This is a genomic window from Haloechinothrix salitolerans (genome assembly GCF_042662605.1).
GTDB classification, from domain to species: Bacteria; Actinomycetota; Actinomycetes; order Mycobacteriales; family Pseudonocardiaceae; genus Haloechinothrix_A; species Haloechinothrix_A salitolerans.
In genome coordinates this window covers 1,110,415-1,130,367 of sequence record NZ_JBHSXX010000001.1, presented here as the reverse complement: position 1 = coordinate 1,130,367, position 19,953 = coordinate 1,110,415, and the positions used below count along the sequence as shown (strand labels likewise).

General features: G+C 67.1%; 22 protein-coding genes. 9 read left to right on the top strand and 13 right to left on the bottom strand.

Annotated elements, in window-relative coordinates; genetic code table 11:
- Nucleotides 1–74: 74 nt before the first annotated feature.
- The 5 genes from ACFQGD_RS05415 to ACFQGD_RS05395 are packed head-to-tail and all read right to left on the bottom strand — an operon-like array spanning nt 75 to nt 4,918.
- The gene (locus tag ACFQGD_RS05415) at nt 75–1,226 is read right to left on the bottom strand and encodes a sulfotransferase family protein (protein WP_345395785.1); all 1,152 of its coding nucleotides are present in this window, start codon (nt 1,224–1,226) and stop codon (nt 75–77) included.
- A gap of 7 nt (nt 1,227–1,233) precedes the next feature.
- On the bottom strand, nt 1,234–2,007 hold the full coding sequence (locus ACFQGD_RS05410; protein WP_345395782.1) for an SDR family oxidoreductase: 774 nt from the start codon (nt 2,005–2,007) through the stop codon (nt 1,234–1,236).
- Between the two features lie 2 nt (nt 2,008–2,009).
- Nucleotides 2,010–3,179 (bottom strand): hypothetical protein, encoded by a 1,170-nt coding sequence (locus ACFQGD_RS05405; protein WP_345395779.1) that lies wholly within the window; start codon nt 3,177–3,179, stop codon nt 2,010–2,012.
- A gap of 15 nt (nt 3,180–3,194) precedes the next feature.
- Entirely contained in the window at nt 3,195–3,680 is a 486-nt protein-coding gene (locus ACFQGD_RS05400) for a nuclear transport factor 2 family protein (protein ID WP_345395776.1), read from the bottom strand.
- An 11-nt stretch (nt 3,681–3,691) separates the two neighbouring features.
- Entirely contained in the window at nt 3,692–4,918 is a 1,227-nt protein-coding gene (locus ACFQGD_RS05395) for a cytochrome P450 (protein ID WP_345395773.1), read from the bottom strand.
- 247 nt (nt 4,919–5,165) lie between these two features.
- On the opposite strand from ACFQGD_RS05395, the gene ACFQGD_RS05390 reads away from it, so the two are divergent.
- The 3 genes from ACFQGD_RS05390 to ACFQGD_RS05380 are packed head-to-tail and all read left to right on the top strand — an operon-like array spanning nt 5,166 to nt 8,194.
- Nucleotides 5,166–6,326 carry a steroid 3-ketoacyl-CoA thiolase gene (locus tag ACFQGD_RS05390; protein ID WP_345395770.1) on the top strand — a complete coding sequence of 387 codons (1,161 nt, stop codon included), beginning with the start codon at nt 5,166–5,168 and terminating at the stop codon, nt 6,324–6,326.
- A gap of 5 nt (nt 6,327–6,331) precedes the next feature.
- Nucleotides 6,332–7,123 carry an SDR family oxidoreductase gene (locus ACFQGD_RS05385; RefSeq protein ID WP_345396121.1) on the top strand — a complete coding sequence of 264 codons (792 nt, stop codon included), beginning with the start codon at nt 6,332–6,334 and terminating at the stop codon, nt 7,121–7,123.
- A 3-nt stretch (nt 7,124–7,126) separates the two neighbouring features.
- Nucleotides 7,127–8,194 carry an NAD(P)H-dependent amine dehydrogenase family protein gene (locus ACFQGD_RS05380; protein ID WP_345395767.1) on the top strand — a complete coding sequence of 356 codons (1,068 nt, stop codon included), beginning with the start codon at nt 7,127–7,129 and terminating at the stop codon, nt 8,192–8,194.
- Here ACFQGD_RS05380 and ACFQGD_RS05375 read toward each other — a convergent pair.
- The 3 genes from ACFQGD_RS05375 to ACFQGD_RS05365 all read right to left on the bottom strand — a co-directional run bounded on the left by ACFQGD_RS05375 (nt 8,187) and on the right by ACFQGD_RS05365 (nt 10,656).
- On the bottom strand, nt 8,187–8,648 hold the full coding sequence (locus tag ACFQGD_RS05375) for a hypothetical protein (RefSeq protein WP_345395764.1): 462 nt from the start codon (nt 8,646–8,648) through the stop codon (nt 8,187–8,189). The genes ACFQGD_RS05380 and ACFQGD_RS05375 overlap by 8 nt on opposite strands.
- Before the next feature lie 264 nt (nt 8,649–8,912).
- On the bottom strand, nt 8,913–9,818 hold the full coding sequence (locus ACFQGD_RS05370) for an SDR family oxidoreductase (protein ID WP_345395762.1): 906 nt from the start codon (nt 9,816–9,818) through the stop codon (nt 8,913–8,915).
- Nucleotides 9,819–9,894: 76 nt separating this feature from the next.
- Complete coding sequence (locus ACFQGD_RS05365; RefSeq protein ID WP_345395760.1) at nt 9,895–10,656, bottom strand: SDR family oxidoreductase; 762 nt, start codon at nt 10,654–10,656, stop codon at nt 9,895–9,897.
- Nucleotides 10,657–10,758: 102 nt separating this feature from the next.
- Here ACFQGD_RS05365 and ACFQGD_RS05360 point away from each other — a divergent pair, with 102 nt between their 5' ends.
- From ACFQGD_RS05360 to ACFQGD_RS05345, 4 genes are read left to right on the top strand one after another with little or no spacing between them, the layout of a single operon-like run.
- Complete coding sequence (locus tag ACFQGD_RS05360; RefSeq protein WP_345395757.1) at nt 10,759–11,526, top strand: enoyl-CoA hydratase family protein; 768 nt, start codon at nt 10,759–10,761, stop codon at nt 11,524–11,526.
- On the top strand, nt 11,527–12,384 hold the full coding sequence (locus ACFQGD_RS05355; RefSeq protein WP_345395753.1) for a CoA transferase subunit A: 858 nt from the start codon (nt 11,527–11,529) through the stop codon (nt 12,382–12,384). It abuts the gene before it with no gap.
- Nucleotides 12,381–13,160 (top strand): CoA-transferase subunit beta, encoded by a 780-nt coding sequence (locus ACFQGD_RS05350; RefSeq protein ID WP_345395750.1) that lies wholly within the window; start codon nt 12,381–12,383, stop codon nt 13,158–13,160. Before ACFQGD_RS05355 ends, ACFQGD_RS05350 begins: the two co-directional genes overlap by 4 nt.
- A gap of 14 nt (nt 13,161–13,174) precedes the next feature.
- A complete protein-coding gene (locus ACFQGD_RS05345) occupies nt 13,175–14,221 on the top strand; it encodes an NAD(P)H-dependent flavin oxidoreductase (RefSeq protein WP_345396119.1) in 1,047 nt (348 codons plus the stop codon).
- A gap of 23 nt (nt 14,222–14,244) precedes the next feature.
- On the opposite strand, the gene ACFQGD_RS05340 is transcribed toward ACFQGD_RS05345, so the two are convergent.
- Nucleotides 14,245–14,988 (bottom strand): alpha/beta fold hydrolase, encoded by a 744-nt coding sequence (locus ACFQGD_RS05340; RefSeq protein WP_345395747.1) that lies wholly within the window; start codon nt 14,986–14,988, stop codon nt 14,245–14,247.
- Nucleotides 14,989–15,058: 70 nt separating this feature from the next.
- On the opposite strand from ACFQGD_RS05340, the gene ACFQGD_RS05335 reads away from it, so the two are divergent.
- Nucleotides 15,059–15,685: a TetR/AcrR family transcriptional regulator gene (locus ACFQGD_RS05335; protein WP_345395744.1), complete on the top strand. Its 627-nt coding sequence runs from the start codon at nt 15,059–15,061 to the stop codon at nt 15,683–15,685.
- Nucleotides 15,686–15,737: 52 nt separating this feature from the next.
- Nucleotides 15,738–16,094 carry an MmcQ/YjbR family DNA-binding protein gene (locus ACFQGD_RS05330; protein ID WP_345396117.1) on the top strand — a complete coding sequence of 119 codons (357 nt, stop codon included), beginning with the start codon at nt 15,738–15,740 and terminating at the stop codon, nt 16,092–16,094.
- Nucleotides 16,095–16,183: 89 nt separating this feature from the next.
- On the opposite strand, the gene ACFQGD_RS05325 is transcribed toward ACFQGD_RS05330, so the two are convergent.
- From ACFQGD_RS05325 to ACFQGD_RS05310, 4 genes are read right to left on the bottom strand one after another with little or no spacing between them, the layout of a single operon-like run.
- Nucleotides 16,184–17,335 carry an acetyl-CoA C-acetyltransferase gene (locus tag ACFQGD_RS05325; protein WP_345395741.1) on the bottom strand — a complete coding sequence of 384 codons (1,152 nt, stop codon included), beginning with the start codon at nt 17,333–17,335 and terminating at the stop codon, nt 16,184–16,186.
- A gap of 12 nt (nt 17,336–17,347) precedes the next feature.
- Complete coding sequence (locus ACFQGD_RS05320) at nt 17,348–17,956, bottom strand: TetR/AcrR family transcriptional regulator (RefSeq protein WP_345395738.1); 609 nt, start codon at nt 17,954–17,956, stop codon at nt 17,348–17,350.
- An 8-nt stretch (nt 17,957–17,964) separates the two neighbouring features.
- Entirely contained in the window at nt 17,965–18,789 is an 825-nt protein-coding gene (locus tag ACFQGD_RS05315; RefSeq protein ID WP_390183636.1) for an SDR family oxidoreductase, read from the bottom strand.
- Entirely contained in the window at nt 18,786–19,931 is a 1,146-nt protein-coding gene (locus ACFQGD_RS05310; RefSeq protein WP_345395735.1) for an acyl-CoA dehydrogenase family protein, read from the bottom strand. The genes ACFQGD_RS05315 and ACFQGD_RS05310 overlap by 4 nt, the downstream gene beginning before the upstream one ends.
- Nucleotides 19,932–19,953: the final 22 nt, after the last annotated feature.

Below are 19,953 nucleotides of genomic sequence, written 5' to 3'. Positions count from 1 at the left end.
TTCGCCGGGTTTCGCGAACAACAGCGCGAGTAGGCGTGATCAACTCCGCCACAAGGTGGCCGTCGCGGGGACGTCTACCGCGACGCCGCGCCCACGTAGTCGGCGAACCGTTCCTCCACCTGTGCCGCGGTCAACCCGAAGTCGGACAACGCGTACTGGTGCGACGGTTTGCGCGGGCCAGTGCGGCTCTCGGCGTCCACGCGGCGCATCTCGGCGCGGGCGGCGTCGGAAAGCGGGAGACCAAAGTGCCGGTAGATACCCTCGGCGGTGCCGACCGGGTCGGCCACGAAGTCGTCGTAGTCGACGTCGCAGAAGCGCGCCGGGTCATGCCGTGTCCTGGCCTCGGCGAACGTCGCTAGCCCGCGCGCCCACAGGTCAAGCTGGGTCCGCCCGATTACCTCAGGGGTGAATGCCGCGGACCACCCGTCGGTGGCGGCGAGCGAGAGGCTGCACGTCGAGGCCAACGTCGTGCTTGGTGGCCGGTGCGTCTGCACGATCAGCGCGTCCGGATACACCGCGAGGAGCTCGTCCAGCGCGAACAGGTGACTCGGGTTCTTCAGCACCCAGCGCTTGCCTGGCTCGTTGCGCCCGATGAGCTGCAACAATCGCCGGTGCCGGGCATAGGCATCAGTCCAGTCCTGCTCGGACAACCAGCGCGAGTAGCTGGGCACGTACGCCAGGCATTCCTCCGACACCGACTTCATGCTCTGCCGCAGGAGCCGCCAACATTCCTCGACGGAGTCAGCCGAGGTGTAGTGCAAGCCCATGAAGTCAGGGTTCTCGGCGTGGTGCTTGTCGTAGCCCGCCTTGATTTGCTGATAGATGGGGTCGTCGACCCATGTCTCGCGCGGCGGACGCGGCTGTGGGACGTCGGTGAGCCACAGCTCGAGCCCCTGGTGCGCTGGGTCGGCGGTGAGCAACCGGTGCAGCGCGGTCGTCCCGGTACGCGATAGCCCAGTCACGAAGATCGGCCGTTCGATGGGGATATCCGCGTGGTCCGGATACTGCCGCCACGCCGCCTCCGCCAACAGCCGCGCCACCAGCGCACCTCGCAGCGACGCCCGCATGATGCTGTTACCGAGCGGCGTCAGCTCCGCCTCGCGTTCGTAGGAGTCCAGCAACACTTCCAGGCCTTCGAGGTAGACGTCGTCGCCGAAGTCGTCCAGCCCGGTGACCTTGGTGGCCGAGTCGTGCAGATCCGCGACCGTGCCGACGCTGTCTCGCATCTCGCTCCTAGTGGTGGTACTCGCCGCAGTTGACGTCGAGGCACTGCCCGGTGATCGCGCGTGCCATGTCCGATGCCAGGAACACGACGGCGTCCGCGATCTCGTCCGGCTCGGGCAGTCGGCGCAGGTCCGTGTTCGCGGCGGTCTCCGTGTAGACGTCCTCAGTGGACACGCCACGCTTCTTCGCCAGATGCCCGAAGTACCACTTGAGCGTGTCCGCCCAGATGTAGCCAGGCGCGACGGAGTTGACCCGGACGCCGCGCGGCCCCAGCTCGGTGGACAGGCTCTGCGCGAGTGCGAGCAAGCTGGCCTTGGCCATCTTGTACGCGCCGTACCCGCGCTGCGAGTGCCGCAGCACCATCGAGTTCACCATGACGACGGAGCCGCCAGCTTCCGCCAGTGCGGGTGTGAACAAGCGGGTGAGTCGCAGCGCTGCGATCGAACTGGTTTCAAAACCAGCACGGACGGCATCGAGGTCGGCGTCGGCCAGGTCGCCAAGCGGTGGGATCGCGAAGGCGTTGTTCACCAACACATCCACCCGGCCGAACTCCGACATCGCCGCATCCGTGAGCGTGTCCGCATCGGACTCCGCCGTGACGTCGGCCGGCACCGTCACCGCTCGACGTCCCAGCGCCGTCACGTCGTCGGCTACGGCGTCCAGGTTGGACTTCGTCCGCGCAGCGAGCACGACGTCCGCCTCGGCGTGCGCGGCCCGCATCGCGATCGACCGGCCGAGTCCAGGTCCTACCCCGGACACCACGACGACCTTGTCCCGCAGCATGTCTACCCCAGCATCCGATCGGCGACGGCGGTCTGCCGGGCGGCGATCCGATCCGACCACTCCCGCGGCGTGACCCGCTGGTCGGCGTAGTACGGCAGTTTCTCCGGCAAGTCATCGAACCGAACGACCTCGCATGTCGGCCCGTCGGCGGGCGTCAGGTCCCGGGTCAACCGCTGCCAGCGCAGTTGCAGGTACCCCCGGTCGTGGCCGGTACGTTCAACCCAGTTCGCCAGGCCCGGATCGCGCTCGCTCACGATGTACCGGATCATCCCGTCGGGGTCGACGCGTGCCTGGTCGCGGGTGAGACTGGTCTGGTGGTTGATGTAGTCCAGCGAGATGTACCACATGCTGCCGAGCTGGAATCCCTGGTATGGCGCGACATCAGCGGACGCGGCGGGCACGGTGATCACCATGACCTCGTCGTCGGTGAGCTCGTAGTGCCCCACCGACGAGAACTGCGTGGCGAGCCCACCCGGCGTGCCGCGCGGCTCGGTCAGGGTGTTCACCGGCAGTTTCAGGTAATGCCACTCCGGAAATGCCAGAAACGTCCGCAAGCGGGACAACAACATCTTGCCCGCGACGCCGTAGCGCTTGACCAGCGTGTCCTTGTCATGCGGCCGCGGCGCGGTGCCAAGCCGGTCGGCACGGTGGATCCGGATAGTGCCGGACCGCTCGGTGGACCAGTCACTGTAGACCTCGCGAACCACCAGCATCGCCGAGCCAGCACCGAGCGTGACGTAGTTCCTACCGGACCCAGGTCCAAATCGGATCTCGAACCGGCCATCGTCATCGATGTCGAATTCCCTATCGTCGAACGCGGTCAGACTGTCGGGAGAGGACGCCGGGCTGTAGTCACCGTTGAGCACCTGGAAGCTCAGATCCGCGGTCGTGCCACGAAAGCCGGTCACCACGTACTCCGCGTCGTCGCGGAGGTAGGCGTGGTAGTACAGCGTGTCCGGGTTGTCGAGACCAAGCTTGGTGTACGGGCCGGTGGATGAGACGAAGAACGGAAAGTCCCGCTCGTACGCCCACGCCATCTGCAGCGACGCACGGATGCTGCCCGCCAGGTAGTCGTAGCCCTCGACCAGATCCTGCTCGGTGCGCACGTGCGGCGCGCTCTCGATGATCTTCTCGGCTTCGGCGATCGCCTCGGCGAATGGTTCGGTCAGCACCAGTGTGCCTCCTGGTCAGGCCTGCGGCTGCGGGACGTCGGCCCAGCGGTTGGCCAGCAGTTGCAGGCTCGGCATGTCGTCGAACGACAGCATCAACTCGTAGGTGCGCTGGTAACCGATGTGCGCGATCCGCCAGACGCCGTCCTCGCGCCGGTAGCGGTCCTCGTAGTACGCCGAGCCCTTTATCATCACCCGGTGGTCGGGAACGATCACGGTGTCCTCGAAACACCAGGTGCCGTCTGCCGTGTCGCCGTCGATCTCGATCTCGGGCTGGGCACAGAAATGCACCGTGATGATGTTCCCGCCGAGCGCGTCGCGCATGTAGGAGACGATCTGGTCGCGCCCACGCAGCGACAGTGGCTCACTGGTGGCGCGCGTGCCGTAGTCCGCGGTCGCGTCCTCGGTGAACACGTCGGCGAACTCGTCCCAGCGCTTGAGGTCGAGGCTTCTCGCGTAGCGGTACTTCAGCCTGCGGATGTCTTCCAGCGCGGTCAGATCCACGTCGTCGCTCCTCATTCGTAGGCGACGCGGTAGTGCTTGATGCCGTTCAGCCAGCCCGAACGCAGCCGCGCGGGCTGCTCGAGCTCGCGGATGTTGGGCATGGCATCGGCGATCGCGTTGAACATCAGATCGATCTCCAGCCGCGCCAGATTCGCCCCGATGCAGTAGTGAGTGCCGGTGCCACCGAAACCGACATGCGGGTTCGGATCGCGGAAGACGTCGAACTCGTACGGATTGTCGAACGCCTCCTCGTCGAAGTTCGCGGAGGCGTAGAACAGCCCGACCCGCTGCCCCTTACGGATGGGCTGACCGGCCAACTCGGTGTCCTCGGTGACGGTGCGCTGGAACGCGCTGACCGGTGTGGCCCACCGAACGATCTCGTCCGGCGCGGTCCTCGGCCGTTCCGCCTTGTAGCGCTCCCACTGCTCGGGGTGGTCGAGGAACGCCTTCATGCCGTGAGTGATGGCGTTGCGGGTCGTTTCGTTACCCGCGACGGCGAGCAGGATCACGAAGAACGCGAATTCCTCCGAGCCGAGCGACTCCCCGTCGATATCGGCGTTGACCAGCTTCGTCACGATGTCGTCGACCGGACACTTTTGCCGTTCCTCGGCCATCTGCCAGGCGTAGCCCATCAGCTCGGTCGATGCGTTGACCGGATCGATGTCGTACTCGGGGTCGTCGTAGCCGATCATCTCGTTGGACCAGTCGAAGATCTTGCCGCGGTCCTCCTGTGGCACACCGATCAACTCGGCGATCGCCTGCAACGGCAGCTCACACGCCACCTGCTCCACGAAGTCCCCACTGCCGTGCTTCTTGGCCTCATGCACGATGCGCTCCGCCCGGTCGGTCAGCGTGGAGCGCAGTGCCTCCACCGCACGCGGGGTGAAGCCCTTGGAAATGATCCGGCGGACCTTGGTGTGCTGCGGCGGGTCCATGTTGATCAGGATCATCCGCTGCATCTCGATCTCGTCACGCGTGATCTCCGGATTGAACCGGATGATCGCGGTGTTCTCCCTTGTCGAGTACAGCTCAGGGTGCTTGGAGACCTCCTTGATATCGGCCAGCCGGGAGACCACCCAGTAGCCGCCGTCGTCGTAGCCACTCCGGCCAGGCGGCTGCGGGCACCACCACACCGGGGCCGTCTTGCGCAGCGCGGCGAACTCCTCGATCGGGACTCGCTCGGCCCAGACGTCCGGGTCGGTGAAATCGAATCCTTCCGGAATGAGCGGAGCTGCCACGGTTTACCTCCTGCGCCACACGACCTTGTGAAACACGTTCTACCGACGATTGAAGCATAGGTTCGCCGCGATGAGAACCCACGAGAACAACCTTTCACTGGACGTCGATGCGCCATGATCGACGTCGATACCGCCGCCGACCTGTGGTTGACGTGGTCTCAGCCAGACACACTATTGCCGAAAAAAAGAACATGTTCTAACTTTGTGATACAGGCAGTGCGCGATTCAAACCCCTCAGGAGGAGCCGGTGGGCAACCCAGTCATCGTCGACGCGGCACGTACCCCGATCGGCAAGCGAGGCGGCTGGCTGGCTGGCCTGCACCCCGCCGAGACACTTGGCGCCATCCAACATGCCCTGCTCGACCGCGCCGGGGTCGATCCCGCGCTGGTGGAGCAGGTCATCGGTGGTGCGGTCACGCAGGCGGGCGAGCAGGCGGGCAACGTCACCCGCACCGCATGGTTGCACGCCGGACTCCCAGAAGCGACGGGCGCGACCACGATCGACGCGCAGTGCGGCTCGGCTCAGCAGGCCACGCACCTGATCGCGGGCCTGATCGCAACGGGAGCCATCGACGTCGGCCTGGCCTGCGGCGTGGAAGCGATGAGCAGGGTGCCGCTTGGCGCGAACCGAGGCACCGACATCGGCACGCCGCGCCCCGCCTCCTGGGACATCGACATGCCGAACCAGTTCGAGGCGGCCGAGCGGATCGCCACCCGCAGGGGTCTGACCAGGGACGACGTCGACCAGTTCGCCGTGGAGTCCCAGCGCAAAGCCCTGACGGCATGGGACGAGGGCCGGTTCGAGCGGGAGGTCGTGCCGGTCAAGGCGCCGGTGATCAACGACGGCCAGCTCACCGGCGAGACCCGGCTGGTGCAGCGTGACCAGGGACCTCGGGAGAGCACGCTGGACGGGCTGGCGAAACTCAAGCCGGTGCTCGACGGCGGCCTGCACACCGCGGGCAGCTCATCGCAGGTGTCCGATGGTGCCGCCGCCGTGTTGCTGATGTCCGAGGACAAGGCACGCGAGCTTGGCCTGACGCCGAAGGCGCGGATCGTGTCGCAGGCGCTGGTCGGCGCCGAACCGTACTACCATCTGGACGGACCGATCGCCGCGACAGAGCGGGTGCTGACTCGCGCGGGCATGAGCATCGGTGACCCGGACTTGTTCGAGGTCAACGAGGCCTTCGCGTCGGTGGTGCTTTCCTGGCAGCGGGTGCACCAGCCCGATCCGGCGAAGGTCAACGTCAACGGCGGCGCGATCGCACTCGGCCATCCGGTCGGCAGCACCGGCGCCCGGCTGATCACCACCGCGCTGCATGAGCTAGAGCGCACCGATACGAGCACGGCGCTGATCACCATGTGCGCTGGCGGCGCGATGTCCACCGCCACCATCATCGAGCGGGCGTGATCCGCATGGTCCTGGATCGCTTCCGGCTCGACGGACAGACCGCCATCGTCACCGGCGCCGGGCGAGGCATCGGCGCGGCCACCGCGCTCGCGCTGGCCGAAGCGGGCGCGGACGTCGCGCTGTCGGCTCGTACCGAATCGCAACTGGACGAGATCGCTGGAAAGATCACAGCACTCGGCCGCAAGGCCGTGGTCGCCCCCGCTGATCTGTCCGACTTGGATGCGGCGGCAGCACTCGCGGAGACCGCCCACAGTGCACTGGGCAGAGTAGACATCGTGGTGAACAATGTGGGCGGCAGCATGCCGAACGCCTTCCTCACCACGAAGGCCGACGACCTGAAGGACGCCTTCCACTTCAACGTCGCCACCGCGCACGCACTGACGCAGGCCGCCGTTCCGAAGATGCTCGAGACCGGCGGGGGTTCGGTCGTCACCGTGTCCTCTGTAGTCGGACGCGTCAGCGGACGGGGCTACCTCGCCTACGGCACCGCCAAGGCGGCACTGGCGCACTGGAGCAAACTCGCCGCGCGCGACCTGGCCCCGAAGATCAGGGTCAACGCGATCTCGGTCGGCTCTGTCATGACCTCCGCGCTCGACATCGTGGCGCAGAACGACGAGATCCGTACCGCGATGGAACAGGCGACACCGCTGCGGCGCATCGGCGAGGCGGAGGACATCGCGGCGGCGATCCTCTACCTGACGTCGCGGGCAGGCGGCTACGTGACCGGCAAGGTGCTCGAGGTTGACGGCGGGCTGGAAACGCCGAACCTTGACCTCGGCATCCCCGACCTGGAGTGACACATGGGATACCGAGTAGTGCAGTGGAGCACCGGCAACGTCGGCAGGCACGCGATCGCGGGCATCGACGCGCGCGACGACCTCGACCTAGCCGGCGTATGGGTGTCCAGCGACGCCAAAGCGGGCACGGACGCCGGTGAGCTGGCCGGACTCGGCCGCGAGCTTGGCGTCGCCGCGACCACGGACGCGGACGCCCTGCTGGCACTGCGGCCGGATTGCATCGTGCACACCGCCATGGCCGACCACCGCATCCCGGAGGCCATCGAGGACCTGTGCCGATTCCTGCGCGCGGGCATCAACGTCGTTTCCTCAGGGCCGGTGTTTCTGCAATACCCCGACGGCACGGCGCCGGACGGACTGGTCGCGCCGATCAAGCAGGCCGCGGCAGAGGGCGGCGCGTCGTTGTGGGTCAACGGCATCGACCCCGGCTTCGCCAACGACACCCTCCCACTGGCGCTCACCGGCATCAGCGAACGCATCGACGAGGTGCGCTGCCTGGAGATCCTCGACTACTCCACCTACGACAACCCACAGGTGCTGTTCGACATCATGGGTTTCGGCAAGCCCATGGACGACGTCCCCATGCTGCTGCAACCGGGCGTGTTGTCGCTGGCCTGGGGCAGTGTGGTGCGGCAGCTCGCGACGGGACTCGACGTCACGCTGGATGAGGTCACCGAGCAGGTCGAGCGACTGCCCGCGCCGGAGACGTTCGACATCGCCTCCGGCACCATTCCGGAAGGCAGTGCGGCGGCGCTTCGGTTCGAGGTACGCGGCATGCGAGGTGGCCGTCCGGTCGTCGTCTTGGAGCACGTGACGCGGCTGCGGGACGATCTTGGTCCAGGCTGGCCACAACCAGCGGGCCAGGGTTGTTACCGGGTCATCGTCAGCGGCGAGCCGAACTACACACTTGACCTGCAACTACTCGGCACCGACGGCGACCACAACACGGCAGGGCTCAAGGCGACGGCGATGCGATTGGTGAACGCCATTCCGACGGTGATCGCCGCGCCGCCGGGCCTGCTGACCGCGCTCGATCTGCCGCTCGTGTCAGGGCGAGTTCGCGCTACGTAACCGAGCATCCTTCATTCGGACTGGCACCATCGAGGGCCGCGCCGATGTCCCTGGCCGCGGGCATCGGTCCGCCGCCAACCACGGCCATTCCAGGCGGACGATTGGCGTCCGTGATGAGCGGCGGTGATCCACCGGACAAGCCGCCGTCTCCGCCCGTCGACGTTAAGACCTGGTCGAAAAGACCACCGTGAGCGTCTTCGAGCTCTTCGTAGTTCTTCTTAGCGGCCGCAAGACGTTCGATCACGCCTTCGGCTGCCTCGTCGAGCTTGCCGAGCTCGTAACGCCACGTCTCCTCGAACTCGTGCGCCGAGTCCCGGAGTGCGTCGTGGCCAAGCATGTCGAGCTGGCCCTCGGCGGCCAGGGTCGTGTTGGCCTCCCTGACCTCGTGGGCACCGTCCTCTAAGGTCTGGATGAGCTTGGCCAGCTCGGCGATGTTGACGGCGTAGCCGGTCATGGCGATCCCCTCGTACGTAGACCGAACAGGCGCTGCGTCTGATCAACGTAGCGAGACGGTCAGACGTACGCCAGCCGCCGCAGGTTCCGCTCCGGTGTTGGCCAGCTTCGCTCTGGCGGCACCGCACCACCACCCCGCAGCGGCGACTTCGCCGGCATGTTGCCGAACAGACCGGACATAGCGCCCGATAATCGGCGTCGAACTCGCTATATCCCCGGCGAAGAGCACCGTGCGTGGATGACGACCAAGCCTTGGCCCGACGAGTCACGCCCCGTAAACCGGCTCCGGCTCCGGGGCCTCGGCGATCAACTCCTCCACCACGGGTCCAAGCTCGGCGGGTTCCCAGCGAGCGCCTTTGTCACGGCGCGGTCCGTGGTGCCAGCCGGTCGCCAGCGACACCTGGCCGCCCTCGACCTCGAACACCCGGCCGGTCACCCCGGCCGACTCTGGGCTACCCAGCCAGACCACCAGCGGTGAGACGTTCTCCGGCGCCATCGCGTCGAATCCGCCATCCGGTACCGCCATGTCCTCGGCGAACGCCTGCTCGGTCATGCGAGTGCGCGCGGCGGGCGCGATGGCGTTAACGGTGATCCCGTAGCGCGCGAACTCGGCCGCGGCGACGATCGTCAAACCCGCGATACCTGCCTTGGCCGCGGAGTAATTGCCTTGCCCGATGCTGCCAAGCAACCCGGCGCCCGAGCTGGTGTTGATCACGCGAGCGTCCGGCTGCCTGCCCGCCTTGCTCTCCGCACGCCAGTGCGCCGCGGCATGCCGCATGGGCGCGAAATGCCCCTTCAAGTGCACTCGCATCACGGCGTCCCACTCATCCTCCGCGAGGTTGACCAGCATCCGGTCGCGCAGGAATCCGGCGTTGTTGACCAGTACGTCCAGCCGTCCGTAGGTGTCGAGAGCGGTAGCGACGAGGTTCGCGGCGCCCTCCCAGTCGGCGACGTCATCGGTGTTGGCGACGGCGCGTCCACCCTGCTCGGTGATCTCGTCGACGACTTGCTGCGCCGGGCCCATCGAGTGACCCGAACCGTCGAGCGCGACCCCCACGTCGTTGACGACCACCGCGGCACCCTCCCGCGCGAAGGCCAGCGCATGCGCCCTGCCGAGCCCCCTGCCCGCTCCGGTAACGATGACGACTCTGTCTCGCACGATGCCGCTCACACGTGCTCCTTTCGTTCTGAGGACTGCTCGCAGGTCCGAAGCATCAGACCCGAGGACTGCTCGCAGGTCCGAAACATCAGGCTCTGGCTTGTGCCGCGTCGAGGAACGCGGGACGTTCACCACCGCCGTGGACGGCAAGCGTGGCGCCGCTGACGTATGACGCCAACGACGATGCGAGGAACAGCGCGCACGCCCCGACCTCGTCGGGTTCGGCGAGCCGTCCCAATGGGACGGTGGCACCAACGGCAGCCACTCCAGCGGCATCGCCATAGTGCAGTTCGGACTGTTCGGTGTGGACCATGCCGACGTCTAGGGCGTTGACTCGAACCTTCGGCGCCCACTCGACGGCGAGGCTCGCGGTCAGGTTGTCCAGCCCGGCCTTGGCCGCGCCATATGCGGCGGTGCCTGGCGACGGCCGGGTGCCGCTGACGCTGCTGACGTTGACGATCGCGCCGCCCGGCTCCTGTCGCTGCATGACGGCGTTGACACGTTGCGCGACGAGCAGCGGGGCTAGCAGATTCAGCCCGACGACCTTGTCGTGGAACCGAGGCGAAGCGTCCGCGGCCAGCGCGAACGGCGCGCCCCCCGCGTTGTTGACCAGGACGTCGATGCGGCCGTACTCGGCGACGACGTCGTCCACCATGCGCTCGACCTGCTCAGGTTCCCGTACATCGCACGGGACGAACTGGGCGTGGTCCAGCGCCTCGGGGGCGTGACGAGCGCAGGTCACCACGGTCGCCCCCGCCCGCGCGAACGCGCGTGTTATCCCGGCGCCAACTCCTCGCACGCCGCCCGTGACCAGCACGATCGCGCCGCCGTAGTCCAGCGATACGGCCATCGGCGCACCTTTCCGTCCAGCTCGAACGCCGGGCCTATCGGGATTCCCGGCGCGGCTGCTACTGTACCAAGCAAGTGCTAGGTTAGGTAGCAGGAGGTCGACGTGACCGCAGTAACCACGACCCAACCCGAGCCGCACGTCACGGTGGTGACGATGTCGGCACCGCCGGTCAACGCGCTGACAGTGCGCGGCTGGTACGACGTAGCGGCGGCTGTCGAGGCAGCGGGCGCCGACCCCGACTGCCACGTCGTGGTGTTGCGTGCCGAGGGCCGCGGCTTCAACGCCGGGGTCGACATCAAGGAGATCGAGGCGAGCGACGGCTACACCGCGCTCATCGGCGCCAATCACGGCTGCGCGGCCGCGTTCTCGGCGGTCTACGACTGCGCCGTGCCGGTGATCGCCGCCGTGCACGGCTACTGCCTCGGCGGCGGCGTCGGGCTCGTCGGCAATGCCGACATCGTGGTGGCCAGCGACGACGCGACGTTCGGGCTGCCCGAAGTCGACCGTGGCGCCCTCGGCGCCGCGACACACCTCGCCCGCCTGGTGCCACCGCACCTGATGCGAGCGCTGTACTACACCGCGAGCACCATCACCGCTCAGCAGCTACATCACCACGGGTCGGTATATCGCGTGGCGCCGCGATCCGAACTCGACGACGCGACGCTCAAGGTGGCACGGGAGATCGCGGCCAAGGACACCCGGGTGATCCGCAAGGCCAAGCAAGCGATCAACGGCATCGATCCCCAAGACGTCCACCGCAGCTACCGCTTCGAACAGGGCTTCACCTTCGAACTCAACCTGGCGGGTGTGTCCGACGGCGCACGTCAGGACTTCCTCAGCAGCGGCACGGGAACTAGCACGGGAGCCTGAATGGACAAACGCATGACCGCCGACGAGGTGGCCGCCGAGATCCGCGACGGAATGACGATCGGGATCGGTGGCTGGGGCTCGCGGCGCAAACCGATGGCGCTCGTTCGGGCGCTGCTACGAACCGACGTCAAGGACCTGACGGTGGTGTCCTACGGCGGACCTGACGTTGGACTGCTGGCAGCCGCGGGAAAGATCCGGAGGCTTGTGTTCGGGTTCGTCACGCTCGATTCGGTGCCGTTCGACCCGCACTTCGCACGGGCACGGCAATCCGGCGCGATCGACGTCACGGAGTACGACGAGGGAATGGTCGCCGCCGGCCTGTCCGCAGCGGTGAAGCGGTTACCGTTCCTGCCGATCCGGGCTGGCCTTGGGTCCGATGTGGTCACGACCAATCCAGACTTGCGCACTGTGACGTCGCCCTATGCCGACGGCGAGGAGTTGCTCGCGGTACCCGCGCTGCGACTCGACGTCGCGCTCGTGCACCTGAACCGTGCCGACGCACGCGGCAACGCACAGTACCTCGGGCCGGACCCGTACTTCGACGACGACTTCGCGCTCGCGGCGGATCGTTGCTTCGTTTCCGCTGAACGCATCGTGGACACCACCGAACTGTCGTCCGCGCCCGTGCAGTCCCTACTGCTGAACCGGGGTGCGGTCACCGGAGTCGTCGCCGCACCGCACGGCGCACACTTCACCTCGGCGGCACCGGACTACGGTCGCGACGAGGCATTCCAGCGGCATTACGTCTCTTGCGCGAAGGACCCGGACTCGTGGCCGTCCTTCGTGGATCGGTTTCTGTCCGGCGACGAGGCGCGATACCAGGCCCAGGTAGCGAAGTTCAGGGAGGCCGCGGCATGAGCGCAGCACACGGGTCCGAATCATCAGACATGAGCACCGAATCATCTGACGTGACGCGTGCCGAGGTGGCCGTGACCGCCTGCGCCGAGTTGTTCCGCGACGCGGGCGAGGTGCTCGCCAGTCCGATGGGGCTGATCCCCTCGCTCGGTGCGAAGCTGGCGCGGTTGACTTTCGCACCTGGCCTGCTACTCACCGACGGTGAAGCTTCCCTGCTCGACGCCGACGGGACCGTCGAAGGCTGGCAACCGTTCAAGAAGGTGCTCGACATCGTCGTCCCCCACGGCAAACGCCACGTCGTTATGGGCGCGAACCAAATCGATCGGTTCGGCAACCAGAACATCTCCGCGATCGGTGCGCACGCCCGTCCGGATCGACAGTTGCTCGGTGTCAGGGGCGCGCCTGGCAACACCGTCAACCACCGGACCAGCTACTGGACGCCCAAGCACAGCAAGCGCGTGTTCGTCGACGCCGTGGATGTCGTCTCGGGCGTGGGTTACGACAACGCCCGCAAGGCGGGTCCGGCGGCGAGCCGGTTTCACGACGTGCACCAGGTCGTCACCAATCTCGCGGTATTGGACTTCGACACACCGGACCACTCGATGCGGCTGGTGTCGGTGCACCCCGGCGTCAGCATCGACGACGTACTGGAGCGGACGTCGTTCCCGCTGGACACCTCGAACGTGACTGAGTCGCGGCTGCCGGACGCCGAAGAACTGCGGCTGATCAGGGAGGTCGTCGACCCGACGTCGTCGCGCGACAAGGAAGTGCCGTCATGAGCGAAGCAGGCCCACTGCGGACGGCGCTGACCGAGCTGGTCGGCGTCCGGCATCCCGTGGTGCAGACCGGCATGGGCTGGGTCGCCGGTCCCCGGCTGGTCACCGCCACCGCACGGGCCGGCGGGCTCGGCATCCTCGCGTCGGCGACCATGACCTACGACGAACTGGCGGCCGCGATCCGGGAAGTGCGCGAGCGCACTGACGCACCGTTCGGCGTCAACCTGCGCGCCGACGCCGAGGACGCGCAGCGGCGCGTAGAGCTGTTGATCAACGAGGGCGTGCGGGTGGCGTCGTTCGCGCTCGCCCCACGTAAGGAGATGATCGCCCAGCTCAAAGACGCTGGCGTCGTCGTCATTCCGTCGGTTGGCGCTGCCAGGCACGCGGCGAAGGTCGCGGACTGGGGCGCGGACGCGGTGATCGTGCAGGGTGGCGAAGGTGGCGGCCACACCGGCGGTGTCGCGACCACACTGCTATTGCCGTCCGTACTGGACGCGGTCGACATCCCGGTCGTCGCGGCCGGCGGGTTCTTCGACGGACGCGGACTCGCGGCGGCGTTGGCCTACGGCGCGGCCGGTGTCGGCATGGGCACCCGGTTCCTGCTAACCAAGGAAAGCACGGTGCCCGACGACGTCAAACAGGCGTATCTGGCACGCGGGCTGGGTGACACCGTGGTGACGACGAAGGTGGACGGCGTCCCGCACCGGGTGTTGCGCACCGAACTGGTCGACGCGCTGGAGCGATCAGGACGGCTACGGGGCTTGGCCCGGGCAGCGCGCAATACGCTGCGGTTCCGGCGGCTGACCGGCGTGTCCTGGCGCGGCTTGCTGCGCGAGGGGCTCGCGACCCGACGTTCTGGCGACCGGGACTGGGCACAGCTCATGATGGCGGCCAACACGCCGATGCTGCTGCGCGCGGGCCTGGTCGAGGGAGACACCGACGCCGGGGTGCTGGCGTCCGGCCAGGTGGTCGGAATGCTGGACGATCTGCCCACCGTGGCGGAGCTGATCGAGTCCGTGGTGAGCGAGGCTGAGAAACGGATCGCGGCGTTGCCACGGCTGTAGGGCCGTCTGCCAGATCCGCGCCGTTACGCGACCTTGCGCCACAGATCCAACAGAGCCTGGTTCAACGGCGGCCCGACGAATTGGATCTCGTGGCCTGCGCCCGACACCTCGATGCACTCGGCATCGATCCGTTCGGCCAGCGCATCACAGATGGCGTCGAACGCGTCGCTATGCCCGCCAGAGACCACGAGCTTGGGAAACGGCGCCGATGTCAGCGCGGCCGTCGGCAGATCGCACTCCCAGGGTTTGCGTGACCGTCGGACAAGCGGCACGAACGGCGCCACTTCCTCGAGCACTCCAGCGGGCAGCGTCGCGGGATCGGTGCCGACCGCTTTGAGGAAACGCACCAACCACTCCTGGTCGGGAAGTTCGGCGTCGAAGACGTCGCGGACATCTTCGACCAGCGCGTGACCCGCACTGTCATGACGGACCACCGTGAACGCGGGCGGTTCGAGCAGGGCGAGGGACAGCGTCGCCTCGGGACGTCGCGAGGCGGCGAGCATGGCACCCAGTCCGCCATAGGAATGGGCGACGACGTGCGCGCCGTCGCCGAGGAGCTCAGCAACGTCGTCGGCGTCGCGCAGGAAATCCTCACCGTGGACCGTCGGGCTGCCCCCGTAGCCGCGGCGGTCGGGCACGACGAGACAGAAACCTTCCTCGGCGAGGGGTTGCTGAGCGTGCCATTCCTCGACCCCGGTCACTAACGAGCCATGAACGAAGACAACGGGTGTGCCGTTTCCCCATGTCGTGACGTTTAGCTCACTCATCGTGAGCCTCCCTCGAATAGATAGCACGATCGTTCGATCTAAGATCGCATGGTCGTGCTATCTTGTCAACGTGCTAGACGCGGAAAGCTCGGAAGAGCCGCAACGACGCTCCGACGGCGAGCAGACCCACACCGTCATCCTCGAAGCCGCCATGCGACTCGCCTCGATCGAGGGACTGGGAAGCCTCACGGTTGGCCGTCTCGCCCGCGAACTCGACATCAGCAAAAGCGGCGTCTTCGCGCACTTCCGCTCGAAGGAGCGACTACAGCGAGAGACCATCGACGCCGCCCAGGCGGTATTCGACCGCGAGGTGGTCCGACCAGGTTTGGCCGCTCCAGCGGGCCTCGCCCAGGTCGAGAACCTTTGCGAGGCCTACCTGCGCTACGTCGAGCGACGAGTGTTTCCGGGCGGTTGCTTCTTCGCCCAACTTCTCGCCGAATACGACGCGCCCGCCGGCGCGATCCACGATGCCGTCGCCGAGGGGCAGCGAGGGTGGCTCGGCTTACTCGAGGGGCTGATCACCACGGCCAAGGACCAAGGCGAGCTGCACCCGGCGATCGACGCTACCCAACTGGCTTTTGAGCTCTATGCCGCGTTGGAGCTGGCCAACTATCTTTTCATTCTCTACAGCGATCCGGCGATGACCGACCGAGGCCGCCACGCGATCCGGACCGCCATCGCCAGGTCCACTCCGTGAGCGGGCCGAAGCCCGACAGAATGTCAGACCCAGGCCATAAGATCGGGCCGTGATCGATGCTGACGAGTTGAAGGCGCTGTGCTTGAGCTTTCCGGGCGCCCGCGAGGAGTTCCCGTTCGACGAACGGCACTCGGTGTTCAAGGTAGGGGGCAAGCTCTTCGCGATCAGCGCACTAGACGGCGATCCGCTCAGCGTCAGCCTCAAGTGCGACCCGCCGTTAGCCGAGCAGCTCCGCGTCACCTATCCCTCGATCGTGCCCGGTTACCACCTGAACAAGCGACACTGGAACACCGTCACGCTTGACGGTTCGGTCCCCGACCAGCTGGTCCGGGACATGATCGAGGACTCCTACGACCTGGTGGTCGCCTCATTGCCGAAGGCCAAGCGGCCGACGTCAGACGAGTCATGACGAGGCCGGACATGTAGCAGGCCGTCGGAGAGTCAGCAGCCGTAACGCCGCGGACGCGATCGCACGGAACCGGAAAGGTGCGGCGCCACTCAGAGCCGCTCGATGATCGTCACGTTCGCCGTGCCGCCGCCCTCGCACATCGTCTGCAGACCGTAGCGGCCGCCGCGACGTTCCAGCTCGTGCAGCAAGGTCGTGAACAACTTCGCGCCCGTCGCGCCGATCGGGTGGCCCAGCGCGATCGCCCCGCCGTTGACGTTGACGCGGTCCCGGTCGGCACCGGTCTCGTCCAGCCAGGCCAGCACCACGCTCGCGAAGGCCTCATTGACTTCGAACAGGTCGATGTCCTCGATACTCAGCCCGGTCTTGCGCAGCGCGTGCTGAGTCGCGGGTATCGGTCCGGTCAGCATCCACACCGGATCGGCGGCCCGAACGGAGAGGTGATGCACTCGCGCGCGCGGACGCAGACCGTGTTCGGCCACGAACCCTTCCGAAGCGAGCAGCACAGCACTAGCGCCATCGCAGATTTGGCTGGATACGGCGGCCGTGATTCGCGAGCCCTCGCTCAGCGGATCGAGCGACGCCATCCGTTCCAGTGACGTCGACCGACGGGGGCATTCGTCCGCGACGCAGTCACCCAGCGGGGCGAGCTCCGCGTCGAACCGGCCGCCATCGATCGCGGCGATCGCGCGTTCGTGGCTGGATAGCGCATACGACTCCATCGCATCTCGCGTGAGATCCCAATGCCGGGCGATCATGTCGGCGCTGCGGAACTGCGACACCTCCGTGTCGCCATAGCGCTTGTGCCAGCCAGCGGAACCAGAGAACGGGTCGTCGAAGCCGTACTCCCTGCCGGCGAGCATCGCGGCACTGATCGGGATCTGGCTCATGTTCTGCACGCCGGACGCGACCACCAGGTCCGCGGTCCCTGACATCACGGCCTGCGCGGCGAAGTGGATCGCCTGCTGGCTCGACCCGCACTGCCGGTCGACCGTCACGCCGGGAACGTGTTCCGGCAACCCGGCCGCGAGCCATGCCGACCGAGCGATGTTGCCTGCCTGGCCACCAATGGTGTCCACGCAGCCCATGACCACGTCGTCCACCAGTGCTGGCTCGACCTTCGCCCGGTCAAGTAGCGCGGTGAGCACATGCCCGCCGAGGTCAGCGGGGTGCACCTCACTGAGTCCGCCGCCGCGCTTGCCGACCGGTGTCCGGACGGCGTCGATCACGAAGGCTTCCGCCATGCGTAGGCTCCTTCAGGTTGTCGGTTTCGCGGAAATCCCGTCGAGCAGGATCCGCAGGTATTGCTCGGCGACGTCCTCAGCGGTCAGCGAACCACCGGGGCTGTACCAGCGGACGGCGACCCACACCGTGTCCCTGATGAACCGGTAGGTCACCTCGATGTCCAGGTCGGATCGGAAATCACCAGAACGCACACCGTCGGCCAGAATGGACGTCCACAGATCACGGAACTCCGCATTGCGTTCCTCCAGATAGGAGAAGCGCGGGAACTGGCCGAGATATTGCGATTCGTTCTGGTAGATCGCCACCTCGTCGTGGTGCTTGTGGATCGACTCGAACGACGCGGTGATGACCGCGCGCAGTGTCTCCCGTGGACCCAGCCGCTTAGCGACGATTTCGCGGTACCGGCCGAACAACTCGTCCTGAAACCCGCGCAGCAGTTCGTCGATCATCGACTCCTTGGAGTCGAAGTGGTGGTACAGGCTGCCGGAGAGGATGCCAGCCTCCTCGGCGATGTCACGGACCGTGGTCGCGCGGAAACCGCGTTCGGCGAACAGCTTGCAGGCCAGCGCGAGCAGCTCGGCTCGCCTACCGGACGAAGTTTGTCTGTTGGCTGGGCTCATCGGGTCCCTCACGGATGTTGACTACTGACCGAAACCACCTCGCCGGTCAGGTACGAGGCGTACTCGCTGGCGAGGAACACCATCACATTGGCCACTTCCCATGGCTGCGCCGCCCTGCCGAACACCTCGCGTTGTTCCAGCTCAGCGAGCAGCTCGTCGGTCGTGACCTTAGCCAGGAACGGGTGCATCGCCAGGCTCGGCGCGACCGCGTTCACCCGGATCCCGTGTTCGGCGACGTCGACGGCGGCACACCGGGTCAGCGCCATCACGCCAGCTTTGGCCGCCGCGTAATGTGACTGCTCGGCCTGCGCTCGCCAGCCGATCACCGAGGCGTTGTTGACGACGGCACCTCCACCGCCCTGGTCGATGAACCGCCGCAGCGCGGCACGGGTCGCTCGGAACGTGCCGTTAAGCGTCACGTCGAGCACCCGGGACCACTCATCGTCCGTCATGTCCACGATGGACTTCGTGCCGCCAAGCCCGGCGTTGTTCACCAAGACATCGATGCGTCCGAAGTGGTCGGCGGCTCCGTCCATGAGGGCCTGCACCTGATCCTCGTTGGTGACGTCGCAGGCGATGGCGTGCACGCGGTCGCCGTGGTCGGCGGCGAGTTCGTCGGCTTTCTCGGCGAGCCGCCGTTCGTGCCAGTCGCTGATCACCACACGCGCGCCTTCTTCCAAGCCGCGCTGAGCGACCGCGGAACCTATGCCGGTACCGGCCGCCGCCGTGACGACAACGACCTTGTCGGCGAGCAGGTCCTTACCCTTGGGGTACGGCGGAATAGCCGGAATCGCAGTCATGTCCGATGATTCGGACCTGCGCGCAGTCCTCATGTCCTCACCTCCCGCGGCAACCCGAGCACGCGTTCGGCGATGACGTTGCGCTGGATCTCGTTGGAGCCGCCGTAGATCGTGTCGGCGCGGCTGAACAGGTACAGCCGCTGCCAGTCGTCCAGTTCGGGTTCGGCGGTCAGCGACGCGGCACCGCGCACCCGCATCGCCAACTCACCAAGGTCACGGTGCCAGTTCGCCCAAAGAAGCTTGCTCACCTCCGCGGTGCCGGTCGCCGTCTCGCCTAGCGTGCGACGCGCGTGCGCACGCACGACGTCCAGCCGAACCCTGGCGCGGGCAAGCCCCTCCCGGATAGCCGGATCGGCGTCGGCTCCAGTGCGTCGCGCCTCGTCGGTGAGCGCGTCGAGTTCGCGGCGGAAGCCGATCTGCTGACCGAGCGTGGCCACCCCGCGTTCGAACGCCAACGTGCCCATCGCGACGCGCCAGCCCTCCCCCGGCTCGCCGACGACGAGATCGGCGTCAGTGCGGGCACCGTCGAAGAAGACCTCGTTGAACTCCGACGTCCCCGTCAGCTGTGTGATCGGCCGAACCTCGACACCTGGCTGTCGCATCGGAACGAGCAGATAGGACAGTCCACGATGGCGCCGCGAGCCGGGCTCGGTCCTGGCGAGCACGAAGCACCAGTCGGCGACGTGTGCGAGCGACGTCCACACCTTCTGACCGGTGATCACCCACTCGTCACCCTCGCGGGTGGCGGTGGTGGCGACCGCGGCGAGATCTGAGCCCGCACCGGGTTCGGAGTAGCCCTGGCACCACAGCTCGTCGACGTCGCGAATACGCGGTAGGAACCGGCGCCGCTGCTCCGGAGTGCCGAACTCGATCAATGTGGGGCCGAGCAGCTCCTGACCGAGGTGGCTCACGCGCGCGGGGGCGTCGGCACGGGCGTACTCCTCGTGAAAGATCACCTGCTGTTCCAGCGTGGCACCCGCGCCGCCGTGCTCGACCGGCCAGCCGACGCAGTTCCAGCCGGCGGCGGCGAGGTGGCGTTCCCAAGCGACGCGCTCGTCGAACGCCTCGTGCTCCCTGCCTGGCCCGCCACGTCCTCGCAGATCGGCGAACTCGCCGGTCAGGTTGTCGGCGAGCCAGTCGCGGATGCGTGCGCGGAACTGGTCGTCAGGTTCCATCGGCCGCCTCTCTGGTCAAACC